Source organism: Streptomyces sp. NPDC006624 (genome assembly GCF_040611555.1).
Classification (GTDB): Bacteria; Actinomycetota; Actinomycetes; order Streptomycetales; family Streptomycetaceae; genus Streptomyces.
Window position 1 is genome coordinate 181102 of the sequence record NZ_JBEXOM010000009.1, and the last position, 11632, is coordinate 192733.

The 11632-nt window shown below is 72.8% G+C and carries 8 protein-coding genes; 2 read left to right on the forward strand and 6 right to left on the reverse strand.

The features are described 5' to 3' along the window. The first annotated feature begins 49 nt into the window (after positions 1–49). On the forward strand, positions 50–904 hold the full coding sequence (locus ABZY20_RS19125; RefSeq protein WP_356442697.1) for a class I SAM-dependent methyltransferase: 855 nt from the start codon (positions 50–52) through the stop codon (positions 902–904). A 295-nt stretch (positions 905–1199) separates the two neighbouring features. Here ABZY20_RS19125 and ffh read toward each other — a convergent pair whose 3' ends face one another. The 5 genes from ffh to ABZY20_RS19150 form a co-directional block, all read right to left on the reverse strand. Continuing rightward, positions 1200–2747, reverse strand: coding sequence for a signal recognition particle protein (gene ffh / locus ABZY20_RS19130; RefSeq protein WP_356442698.1), 1548 nt, complete (start codon positions 2745–2747; stop codon positions 1200–1202). An 83-nt stretch (positions 2748–2830) separates the two neighbouring features. Next, positions 2831–5332 carry a [protein-PII] uridylyltransferase gene (locus ABZY20_RS19135; RefSeq protein WP_356442699.1) on the reverse strand — a complete coding sequence of 834 codons (2502 nt, stop codon included), beginning with the start codon at positions 5330–5332 and terminating at the stop codon, positions 2831–2833. A gap of 23 nt (positions 5333–5355) precedes the next feature. Then, positions 5356–5694 carry a P-II family nitrogen regulator gene (locus ABZY20_RS19140; protein WP_142192909.1) on the reverse strand — a complete coding sequence of 113 codons (339 nt, stop codon included), beginning with the start codon at positions 5692–5694 and terminating at the stop codon, positions 5356–5358. Continuing rightward, entirely contained in the window at positions 5691–7031 is a 1341-nt protein-coding gene (locus ABZY20_RS19145; protein WP_356442700.1) for an ammonium transporter, read from the reverse strand. The genes ABZY20_RS19140 and ABZY20_RS19145 overlap by 4 nt, the downstream gene beginning before the upstream one ends. A 352-nt stretch (positions 7032–7383) precedes the next feature. Further along, the gene (locus tag ABZY20_RS19150; protein ID WP_356442701.1) at positions 7384–8877 is read right to left on the reverse strand and encodes a hypothetical protein; all 1494 of its coding nucleotides are present in this window, start codon (positions 8875–8877) and stop codon (positions 7384–7386) included. A 445-nt stretch (positions 8878–9322) separates the two neighbouring features. Between ABZY20_RS19150 and ABZY20_RS19155 the strand changes: the two genes are divergently transcribed. Then, on the forward strand, positions 9323–9988 hold the full coding sequence (locus ABZY20_RS19155; protein WP_356442702.1) for a bifunctional DNA primase/polymerase: 666 nt from the start codon (positions 9323–9325) through the stop codon (positions 9986–9988). A 108-nt stretch (positions 9989–10096) separates the two neighbouring features. On the opposite strand, the gene ftsY is transcribed toward ABZY20_RS19155, so the two are convergent. Then, positions 10097–11296: a signal recognition particle-docking protein FtsY gene (gene ftsY, locus ABZY20_RS19160; protein ID WP_356442703.1), complete on the reverse strand. Its 1200-nt coding sequence runs from the start codon at positions 11294–11296 to the stop codon at positions 10097–10099. Between the last annotated feature and the right edge of the window lie 336 nt (positions 11297–11632).

The following is an 11632-nucleotide window of genomic DNA, read 5'->3' on the forward strand; positions in this document are numbered from 1 at the left end:
CCATGGAATCGGGCAAGAGGCAACTCTCGGCGGATTGGGGCGCTTACTTATGACACCTACGCTCGTGCGGCAGCACCTGCCTCACGCGGGGGCCGCACCCCGTGTGGACCTGCGTGCACGCGCGCGTGACTGGTCCGAGATCCAGGAGCGGATGCTCGTACCGCTCTACGAGGCCGTCTACGAGCGACTGGACGTGGGTCCCGCCACGCACCTGCTCGGCCTCGACTGCGGAAGCGGACTCGCCCTGCTGATGGCCGCCGCCCGGGGAGCGGCGGTCACCGGTGTCGACTCATCCCCCGAAAGAATGACCCTGGCACGGCAGCGGCTGCTGCCCGAGGCGTGGGGCACGCACGGACGTCCGGACACCCGGCTGGTGGAGGGCTCGCCCCGGGACACCGAGCGGCCGGGCGCGCCCGCGTACACGCTGGTGACGGCCTTCGAGCCGATCGGGTGCCTCGCCGGTGACGCGGAAGGGCTCGGCGGGCTGCTCGCGGAGGCGACGCCGCTCGCCGGACACGGGGCGGCCGTGGTGCTGGCCGGCTGGGGTCCTCCGGAGCGCTGCGCCACGACCTCGGTGCTGCGGGTCGCCACGAAGCTGTCGGAGCCACTGCGCGGCACGGGCGGCTGCCGCCCGCCGCTGCGCGACGACCTGGAGGAGGTCGCCCAGCGGGCCGGGCTCAGGCCGGACGGCTCAGGGCGCGTGGCCTGTCCCTTCGGGTACGCCGACGTGGACAGCGCGGTGCGCGGCCTGAAGTCGACGGGCCTGTTCGACGCGGCGATGACGGCGACCGACCAGGTGCAGGTCGACAAGGAGCTGGCCGAGGCGCTCCACCCCCACCAGCGCCAGGACGGCACGGTGTGGATGCCGAACGTCTTCCGGTATCTGATCGCCCGGGTTCCGTGACGGCCGGCACCTGATCCGGTGCAGGTGTGAAGGGCACGACCCACGCGAGGAGCACGGCCGACGCGAAGAGTACGGCCGACGCGAGGAGCACGGCCACCGCCCGCGCCCCCAGGCGTCACCGACGGCTCCGACGTGGACGACGGCAGCGGGTCTTCGCCGACGGGCAGGGCGGCAGCATCCTCATCGGCGCCCGGGAGGGCCCCCGGGCCGTCAGGACCCGTACGACGTCGACAGCTGACGGCGAGGGCGCCCCCTGCGCGCAGGGGGCGCCCTCGGTGGCGTGCGGGGCGGGCCGTCAGCCCATGAACTTCTTGAACTCGTCCGGCAGTTCGAAGTCCTTGGCGCCCTGCTGGGGCAGGCCGAAGGCGCCGCCCTCGGCGGCGGCCGCGCGGCGGGCGGCGGCCTCCTGCTCCTGCTGCTTGCGCTTCATCGGGTTGCCGGAGCGCTGCTTGCCCTTGGCCTGCTTCTGCTTCTTCTTGGCCCGGCCGGGGCCACCGCCCATGCCCGGCATCCCGGGCATCCCCGGCATGCCGCCGCCCTGGGCCATGCGGGACATCATCTTGCGGGCCTCGAAGAACCGCTCGACCAGGTTCTTCACGGCGCTAACCTCGACACCGGAACCACGGGCGATACGGGCGCGGCGCGAGCCGTTGATGATCGTCGGGTCCTGGCGCTCACCCGGGGTCATCGACTTGATGATGGCCGCCGTGCGGTCGACGTCCCGCTCGTCCAGGTTCTGGATCTGGTCCTTCATCTGGCCCATGCCCGGCAGCATGCCGAGCAGCTTGGAGATGGAGCCCATCTTGCGGACCTGCTCCATCTGGGCCAGGAAGTCGTCCAGGGTGAAGTCCTGGCCCTTCTTGGACGCCAGCTTGGAGGCCATCTTCTCGGCCTCTTCCTGGCTGAACGTCTTCTCCGCCTGCTCGATCAGGGTGAGCAGGTCACCCATGTCGAGGATGCGGGAGGCCATCCGGTCAGGGTGGAAGGCGTCGAAGTCGTCGAGCTTCTCGCCGTTCGACGCGAACATGATCGGCTTGCCGGTGATCTGCCGGATCGACAGGGCGGCACCACCGCGGGCGTCGCCGTCGAGCTTGGAGAGCACCACGCCGTCGAAGCCCACGCCGTCGCGGAAGGCCTCGGCGGTGTTGACGGCGTCCTGGCCGATCATCGCGTCGACTACGAACAGGATCTCGTCGGGGGAGACGGCGTCGCGGATGTCCGCGGCCTGCCGCATCATGTCCTGGTCGATGCCCAGGCGGCCGGCTGTGTCCACGATCACGATGTCGTGGACCTTGGACTTGGCGAAGTCGATCGAGTCCTTGGCGACCTTGACCGGGTCGCCCACGCCGTTGCCCGGCTCCGGGGCGTAGACGGCGACACCGGCGCGCTCGGCGACCACGCTGAGCTGGTTCACCGCGTTCGGGCGCTGGAGGTCACAGGCGACCAGCAGCGGTGAGTGGCCCTGCTCCTTCAGCCAGCGGCCGAGCTTGCCCGCGAGGGTCGTCTTGCCGGCGCCCTGCAGACCGGCCAGCATGATCACGGTGGGCGGCTGCTTGGCGAAGCGCAGCCGCCGGGTCTCGCCGCCGAGGATGGTGACCAGTTCCTCGTTGACGATCTTGAGGACCTGCTGGGCCGGGTTCAGCGCCCGGGAGACCTCGGCGCCGAGGGCACGCTCCTTGACGTTCTTGATGAACGTCCGGACGACCGGCAGGGCGACGTCGGCTTCCAGCAGAGCGATCCGGATCTCGCGCGCCGTGGCGTCGATGTCCGCCTCGGAGAGCCGTCCCTTGCCGCGCAGGTTCTTGAAGGTCGCTGAGAGGCGATCGGAAAGAGTATCGAACACGGCGCTCGCGGTCCTCGGGGTCGGAGACAGACGGGGGAATCGCCCTCCAGGGTATCCCGGCGTGACAAGTCGCCGGGTCGGCCTCACCCGCGCAGTGTCTCCTCCAGTTTCCGCGCCACCGCCTCGGCCTCGTCACCGGGCAGCGGCGCGCCCTCCGGGCCGGTCACGTAGAAGGCGTCGACGGCGTTGGCGCCCAGGGTGCTGACATGCGCGCTGCGCACCCGCACCGTCGCGTCCTCCAGGGCACGGCCGATGCGGAACAGCAGGCCGGGGGCGTCCTGGGAGCGCACCTCGATGACCGTGGCCAGCCGGGAGGCGGCCGGGTGGACCGACACCCTCGGCGGGGGCGCCACCACGCCCCGGCGGCGCGGGTAGGCCGCGTCCCGCTCGGCGAGCCGGGCGGCGATGTCCAGGGAGCCGTCCAGGGCCCGGACCAGGTCCGCGCGCAGCCGGGCGGCCTGCGGCAGCGAGCCGTACTCGGCGGCGACCCGCCAGTCGAGCAGCAGGACGGAGCCGTCCACCCCGTCCGGGAGGCGCAGGGAGCGCAGCTCGGCGGTCCGTACGGTCAGCCGGTGCACGGCCAGGACACCGGCCACCGCGGGCAGTACGCCCGGCTGGTCGGGCACGGCGATGAGCAGTTCCACCCCGAGGGGTTCCGGGTCACCGGAGGGTTCCTCCCCGGCCGGCGGCTCGGTCTGGGCGCGCAGGGCGAGGACGGGGCTGCCCGTCGCGGCGGCCTCCAGGGCGAGCCGCTCCTGTTCGGCGGTGGGCGCGGCCTCCTCGGGGTCGTCCGGGAGGTTCCCGGCGAGCACCGCCGAGACCCGGGTGACCAGGTCGGCGACGAGCGAGCCCCGCCAGGACGACCACGCGGCCGGGCCGGTGGCCAGGGCGTCGGCCTCGGTGAGCGCGTGCAGCAGCTCCAGGGTGCCCGGGGAGCCGACGGCCTCGGCGACGGCCCGCACGGTGGCCGGGTCCTCCAGGTCGCGCCGGGTGGCGGTCTCGACGAGCAGCAGGTGGTGCCGTACGAGGGTGGCGACGACGGTCACGTCGTGGTGGTCGAAGCCGATGCGGGCGGCCACGTCCTTGGCGATGATCTCGCCGGCCACCGAGTGGTCGCCGGGCCAGCCCTTGCCGATGTCGTGCAGCAGGGCGGCGACCAGCAGCAGGTCGGGCCGGCTGACCCGGCGGGTGAACTCCGACGCGCGCACGGCGGTCTCGATGAGGTGCCGGTCGACCGTCCACAGGTGCACGGCGTTGCGCTGCGGCCGGCAGCGCACCCGCTCCCAGTCGGGCAGCAGCCGGGTGATCAGCCCTTCGGCCTCCAGCGCCTCCCAGACCTCGACGGTGGGGCGGCCGGAGCCCAGCAGGGTGACGAGCTGCTCGCGGGCCTCGGCGGGCCAGGGCGTGGGCAGCGGGCGCACGGTGGCCGCAAGGCGCCGTACGGCGTGCAGGGAGAGCGGGAGTCCGGCCTGCGCGGCGGCCGCGGCGGCGCGCAGCGGCAGGACGGGGTCGCGTTCGGGGCGGGCGGCGCGGGCGAGCACCACCTCGCCGTCCTGCTCCACCACGCCCTCGGCGAGCGGGGAGCGCTCGGTGGCCGGCTTCCCGCCGCCCAGCGCCCTCCCGTCGCCCACCACCGCCCTTCTGAGGAAGTCGCTCCGCTCCCTTGCCAGTTTGCGCAGCCGGGGCCGCACCGCGCGCGAGCGCAGCACCCGTCCGACCTCGCGCCAGGTGACGTCGCTGGCGTACGACACGAGCCGCGCCGCCTCGTACACCTGCCGCAGCAGCGTGTCCGCGTCGAGCAGGCCGAGCTCGGCGGCCACCTGGTCCTGCTCCTGCAGGGCGAGCCGGTCGGTGGCGCGCCCGGTGGCCAGGTGCAGGGCGTCCCGGACGTCGAGGAGCCGGCGCCGGGCGTCGGCGAGTCCCTCGCGCGGGGCGTCGGCGAGCCAGGAGGCGGCGACGGCCCGCAGGGCGGTGGCGTCGCGCAGTCCGCCGCGGGCCTCCTTCAGGTCGGGCTCCAGCAGGTACTGCAGCTCGCCCTGCCGCTCGGCGCGTTCGGCGCACAGTTCCTGCAGTTCGGGCAGGCGCTTGGGCGCCTGGTTGCGCCAGTCGGCCAGCACGGTGGTGCGCAGGGAGGCGGTGAGGCCGAGGTCGCCGGCGAGGTGCCGGGCGTCCAGCAGGCCGAGCTGCACCTTGAGGTCCTCGCCGGCGGTCCTGCGGGCCTCGGCGGGGGTGCGCACCGAGTGGTCGAGGTCAAGGCCCAGGTCCCAGACGGGGTACCAGAGCCGGTCGGCGAGGGCGGCGACCGCCTTGGGGTCGCCGCCGTCGTGCAGCAGGAGCAGGTCGAGGTCGCTGCGCGGGGACAGCTCGCCGCGCCCGTAGCCGCCGACGGCGACCAGGCTCACGCCGCGCAGTCCTTCCGCGCCCGCCGCGAACAGGCCGGTGAGCCAGTCGTCGGTGAGTTCGGCCAGGGCCGCACGGCGCGGCGGCCCGGACCGCGCCTCCTCGGTGAGGAGGCGCAGCCGGGCCGCCGCGTAGCCGCTGGGTCCCGAGTCCTCTGCCTCTTTGCGCATGTCAGTTCCCGTCACCCGGCGACTCCTGTTCCTCTGTCTCAGAGCGCGTCGGGGCCGCGCTCGCCGGTCCGGACCCGTACGGCCGTGTCGACGGGGACGGACCAGACCTTGCCGTCACCGATCTTGCCGGTACGGGCCGCCTTGACCACGACATCGATGAGCTGCTCGGCGTCGTCGTCCTCGACCAGGACCTCGATGCGGATCTTGGGGACGAGGTCGACGGTGTACTCGGCGCCCCGGTAGACCTCGGTGTGGCCCCGCTGGCGGCCGTAGCCGCTGGCCTCGGTGACCGTCAGTCCGTGCACTCCGAAGGCCTGCAGGGCCTCCTTGATCTCGTCGAGCCGGTGCGGCTTCACGACGGCGGTGATGAGCTTCATGCGTCCACCTTCTTGCTCGCGGTTGCGGCGACCGGGGCCGTGACGGCGGTCTTGGCGGCCCCGCCGCCCGCGCCGCTGAAGTCGTATGCGGTCTCGGCGTGCTCGGCCTGGTCGATGCCGGCGACCTCGTCGTCCTCGGTGACCCGCATGCCCATGGTCCGGTCGAGGACGAAGGCGAGGATCGCGGAGACGATCAGGGAGTAGGCGAGGACGCCGAAGACACCGGCGCACTGCTTCCAGAACTGCTCCAGGCCGCCGCCGTAGAAGAGACCCTCGACCTTCGACTGGCCCTTGCCGGTGGCGAAGAAGCCGATGAGGAGGGAGCCGAGGATGCCGCCGACGAGGTGGACGCCGACGACGTCGAGGGAGTCGTCGTAGCCCAGCTTGTACTTCAGGCCGACCGCCATGGCGCACAGCACACCGGCGATGGCGCCGACGGCGATCGCGCCGAGCGGGGAGACCGCGCCGCCGGCCGGGGTGATGGCGACCAGTCCGGAGACGGCGCCGGAGGCGGCGCCCAGGGTGGTGAAGGCGCCGTGGCGGATCTTCTCGTAGGCGAGCCAGCCGAGGACCGCGGCGGCGGTGGCGACCTGGGTGTTGACGAACATCAGCGCGCCCACGCCGTCGTCGTTGCCGAGCCAGGAGCCGGCGTTGAAGCCGAACCAGCCGAACCACAGCAGACCGGCGCCGAGCATGACCAGCGGCAGGCTGTGCGGGCGCATCGGGTCCCGCTTGAAGCCGATGCGCTTGCCGATGACCAGGATCACGCCGAGGGCCGCGGCACCGGCGTTGATGTGGACCGCCGTACCACCGGCGAAGTCGATCACGCCCAGTTCGAAGGCCCAGCCGCCGGCGCCCCACACCCAGTGCGCGACCGGGAAGTAGACGACCGTGGCCCACAGGGCGACGAACAGGGCCCAGGCGCTGAACTTCACGCGGTCCGCGAGGGCGCCGCTGATCAGGGCGGGCGTGATGATCGCGAACATCAGCTGGAAGACCAGGAAGACGAACACCGGGATGGTGTAGCCGGGCCACAGCTCCGTCAGGCCGATGTCGCCGAGGCCGACCCAGTCGGAGTTCCAGCCGATGAGGCTGCCGGAGTCGGTGCCGAACGCCATGGAGAAGCCGTACAGCACCCACAGGACGGTGACGATCCCGAGGCTGATGAAGCTCATCATCAGCATGTTCAGGGTGCTCTTGACGCGGACCATGCCTCCGTAGAAGAAGGCCAGACCCGGGGTCATGAGCATCACCAGGGCGGAACAGATGAGCATGAACCCTGTGTTGGCGGCAGACAGCTTGGGCGCTTCTGCGGCAAGGGTGATGGCTGGTGCCATCGGCGTCTCCTCGTCGTTGGTACGGCCCCGTGCGGGCGAAGCCTCGAGCGGAATGAGGGGTGGGCCGGTTATGCGCCACGAGATTGGCGCAGCGCGGTTTCGGTGGAGGCCCCTCGTTGTTTCGCGGCCGTGACGAAGGCGTGTGGCGTGTTACGCGTCGATGAACTGCCGGATGGCGGGCGCGCTGATCGTTATCGTGGCGCAACCTTCGGCTCTCCGGGGCCGGGGGACGCAAGCCGGCCGCGGCCGGCCTTCCGATGACCTGGCATGGGGGAGCCGAGTCGGGCAGTTCGGGAGGACCGGCCGCGGCCGGGGTTCGGGGCGGGGCGGGTTGCGGCCGCCCCGGTGGTTCTCAGACCGCTTCCGCGGTCTCGGGCAGTTCGGCGGCGAGCCGCTCGGTGAGGTCGACGACCTCGCCGAGGTCGCCGAAGTCGCGGGCGGCGGTGTCGACGGTCTTGCGGATCCGGGTGTTGACGCGCTCGGAGCGGACCTTCTTGGCGACCTGCATGGCCTGGGAGGCGAAGACCGTGCTCTGCTCGGGCTCGCGCCGCAGGAGGTGCACGGTGGCCATGCCGATCAGGTTCAGCGCGTAGGAACGCTGGTGCTCGCCGTCCTCGGCGAAGAGTTCCACGGCCCGCCGCATCAGGGGCTCCGCCAGCGAGGCGTACGTCGGGCTGCGGCCGGCCACGTAGGCGAGGTCGCGGTAGGAGTGGGAGTTCTCCCCGTACAGCTCGGCCTCGGAGAAGAAGCGGATCCAGTCGGGGTCCGGCTCGTCCCACTCGTCGGCGTCCGCGAAGGTGTCCTCGGCCATCCGGACCGCCCGCTTGCACTTGCCGGGCTGGCCCATGTTGGCGTAGGCGCGGGCCTCCATCGCATACAGCATCGACTGGGTGCGGGGACTGGCGCAGTCGCGGCTGCCGTACTGGGCGAGGTGGATCAGCTCCAGCGCGTCGTCGGGGCGGCCGAGGTGGATCATCTGGCGGCTCATGCTGGACAGCACGTACGAGCCGAGGGGGCGGTCGCCGGCCTCCTTGGCCGCGTGCAGCGCGAGGACGAAGTACTTCTGCGCGGTGGGCTGGAGGCCGATGTCGTAGGACATCCAGCCGGCCAGCTCGGCGAGTTCGGCGGCGACCTTGAACAGGCGCCGGGTGGTGGCCTCCGGCTGCGGCTCCTGGAGCAGGTCGGTGACCTCGTGCAGCTGGCCGACGACCGCCTTGCGGCGCAGGCCGCCGCCGCACTGGGCGTCCCACTGGCGGAACATCACCGTCGTGGACTCCAGCAGGTCCAGCTCCGGCTTGGAGAGCCGGCCGCGGGCGCGCCCGGAGCCGGCCGGGTCGGCCTCGGAGCGCGGGGCGGGGGGCGAGGGGACGAGCCAGCGCTGCATGGGCTCGATGAGGGCCGGGCCCGCGGACAGGACCAGCGAGCTCCCGAGGAAGCCGCGCCGCGCCAGCATCAGGTCGCTGCGCGAGAACTCGCTGAGCAGGGCCACGGTCTGCGGGCCCGTCCAGGGCAGGTCGACGCCGGTCGCGGAGGGCGACTGGCGCGCGGTGCGCAGACCCAGGTCCTCGACGGAGACGACGAGGCCGAAGCGCTCCGAGAACAGCTCGGACAGGATCCTGGGGATCGGCTCGCGGGGGTTCTCGCCGTCGAGCCAGCGGCGCACGCGCGAGGTATCCGTGGAGATGTGGTTGGCGCCCAGCTGGCGTGCTCTGCGGTTGACCTGGCGGGCGAGCTCGCCCTTGGACCAGCCGCTGCGGACGAACCAGGAGGTGAGCAGCTCGTTCGGGCGCTTGTCCGCGTGCGGCGCGCCCGCAGCGTTCGTCCCGCTTCCGCCGTTGCCGCTCACTGGAACGCCCCCATCCCTGAGACCACTTGCCGCCGAGTGCGCCAAGCCCTATCAGCATGCCGGTTCGTACGACCGTCCGTCGGGCCCTTGTCACCCTTCGAACGGAAAGCCGCCTTGCCTCCGGCATACCCGTGGGTGCATGTGCCCCCAGGCCTCGTGCACACAAAGTAATCCTACGATCACCGGTGCTGCCACGGCTCACACGGAAACGCCACCATTCGCCACCCCAACGAATGAACTCCCTTGTGGCCTCGCACGATTCACTTGACACAGCACAACCAGGAGTGGAAGCAGCGACGCACTCAGGGGCGCGCGTCGCCAGGTGCACCACCCCGGGCACGTCCGGGCGCCGAGTGAACCAACTGCCGCCGGGAAGGCGGAAACAGAGAGTCACGCACCGCGTCCGCTGCGTAACCACCGGTAGGTCGGACCCGTTGGAGGGGGTATGGGCTTCACGATCGGCATCAGCCGGGGCATGCGCGACATCCGGACCGGCTCGCGCCGCCGCAGCCGCACGTCGGACGGCACGACCGTGGCCGAGTACACCGGCCTGTGGGGCTGGGACGTGGTCCCGGGCGCCCGGGCGTCGGCGGGCGCCTGCTCCTGCGGCCGCCGTGACTGCCCGGCGCCGGGCGCGCACCCGCTGGACTTCGCGCCGGTGCTCCGCGCGGGGGCGACGCTGGACGACGTCACGCGGACCTGGGCCGAGTTCCCCGGCGCCTCGGTGATGCTGCCCGTGGGCCGGGCGTTCGACGTCATCGAGGTCGCCGAGCCCGCCGGCTGCCGCGCCCTGGCCCGGCTGGAGCGCATGGGCCTGCCCGTCGGCCCGGTCGCCGCGACGCCGGACGGCCGCGCCCACTTCCTCGTCGCCCCGGGTGCCGCGGCCGACCTGCCCGGGCTGCTGTACCGCATGGGCTGGGACGACCCGGCCGCCCTCGACCTGCGCGGCCTCGGCCCGGGCAGCCACCTCACGGCACCGCCCTCGGACCGCGGCGGCCTCGGCCCGGTGCGGTGGCTGCGCTCCCCCGCCCTCGACTCCGCCTCCCGGCCCCCGGAGGCCCGCCTGGTGCTCGGCACGCTGGCGTACGTGGCGCACCGGTCACGCGCCTAGGTTCTGTCCGGCACAGCGAAGCGCCCGGCCCCGGTCCTGTCCCGGGGGCGGGCGCTTCGTCGCTCGGCTCCGGTCGCCCGGAGGCCGTTTCCTCGTGGGTGGGTGAGCTCACTCCCCGATAAGGGCGTCAACGAACGCCTCCGGCTCGAACGGCGCCAGGTCGTCCGCGCCCTCGCCGAGCCCGATGAGCTTCACCGGGACACCCAGCTCGCGCTGGACCGCGACGACGATGCCGCCCTTGGCCGTGCCGTCGAGCTTGGTGAGCACGATGCCGGTGATGTCCACGACCTCGGAGAAGACGCGGGCCTGGACGAGGCCGTTCTGGCCGGTGGTGGCGTCGAGGACGAGCAGCACCTCGTCGACCGGGGCGTGCTTCTCCACGACCCGCTTGACCTTGCCGAGCTCGTCCATGAGGCCGGTCTTGGTGTGCAGGCGCCCGGCCGTGTCGATGAGCACGACGTTCGCGCCCATCTCCTTGCCCTCCTTGACCGCGTCGAAGGCGACGGAGGCGGGGTCGCCGCCCTCCGGTCCGCGCACGGTGTAGGCGCCGACGCGCTCGCCCCAGGTCTGGAGCTGATCGGCGGCGGCGGCCCGGAAGGTGTCGGCGGCGCCGAGGACGACGCTCTGGCCGTCGGCGACCAGGACCCGGGCGAGCTTGCCGGTCGTGGTGGTCTTGCCGGTGCCGTTGACGCCGACGACCATCACGATGCCGGGCTTGCGGTCCTCCGGCTCGGTCTTCACCGCGCGGTCCATGTCGCGGCCGACCAGGGTGACGAGCTCCTCGCGCAGCAGGGTGCGCAGTTCCTCGGGGGTGCGGGTGCCGAGCACCTTGACGCGCTCGCGCAGGCGGTCGACCAGTTCCTGGGTGGGCTGCACGCCGACGTCGGCGGTGAGCAGCGTGTCCTCGATCTCCTCCCAGGTGTCCTCGTCCAGGTGCTCGCGCGACAGCAGCGTGAGCAGGCCCTTGCCGAGGGCGTTCTGCGAGCGGGAGAGCCGGGACCGCAGCCGGATCAGACGGCCGGCGGTGGGTTCCGGGATCTCGATCGCGGGGGCTTCGGCGGGCGGCTCCTCGACGACGACCGGAGCCGAGGCGCCTGGAAGATCCACCTCCTCTATCGTGCGCCGCGGTTCCTCCCGCGGCGTCTCGGCCTCGTCGCCGACGTGCGGCTCGGCCGGTGGGGCGGTGATGTCGGGCGCCGCGGGCGGGGGCGGCGGCAGCTGCTTCTTGCGCCGGCTGCCGACGATGAGCCCGCCGAGCGCGCCGATCACGACCACGGCGATGACTACAGCAAGGATGACGATGTCCATAACGCGTCCAGTATCGGCCATGGACCCCCGGCTCACCCCGCTCGCGCCGCCCGGCGGGGCCACGGGCCGCCGGATCTCCACACCCCCGGATGTCTGACGCTTCGTCATCCGACGTCCCCGGACACCCGTCCTGGACACCCGTCCCCGGACACCCGTCCCCGGACACCCGCCCGGCGAAGGGAGACGTGCCCATGCCCGGCACGGTCGCACGCTTCACCTCGTCGCCCCGGGGGCGTCCTCGTCCGGTGGGACGACAGACCGCCGCCCCGGCTCGGGCAGTGGCCGAACCGGGGCGGCGGCGGGTCACGGGGAGAGGGGCAGCGGGGACTTGAGCCC